General features: G+C 40.8%; 1 pseudogene. It reads left to right on the plus strand.

Annotated features, from left to right (window positions below):
- Positions 1-326 (plus strand): annotated as a pseudogene (locus AAEY72_RS14355) (plasmid replication DNA-binding protein); the annotation flags it as partial.

Raw genomic sequence — 326 nt, forward strand, 5'->3', positions numbered from 1 at the left:
GTCAATGATGGCGAGCTTTCCAGAACATCAGATAAGAAAATAGACACATCTGAGATGTTGCGCGTGTTTGGTGAGCCAATTTCTAAAAAACGTACTGAACGTTCAGCGAACACTGTCCAAAGTACGCCTTTGAACAACCACAGTGTTCAGTACAATACGGACATTGAACACCTATTAGCACTTGAAAAGCTCAAGAATGAACACCTCAGTCAACAGGTAAGCGATCAAAAGAAGTTAATTGAAAATTATCAGCAGCAGATAGGACTATTGAACAAAACGCTGGATAAAGCCAACGCCATTATTCAGGATTTCGCACAAGTGAGACT

This window comes from Psychrobacter sp. W2-37-MNA-CIBAN-0211 (assembly GCF_040309405.1).
Taxonomy (GTDB): Bacteria; Pseudomonadota; Gammaproteobacteria; order Pseudomonadales; family Moraxellaceae; genus Psychrobacter; species Psychrobacter glaciei.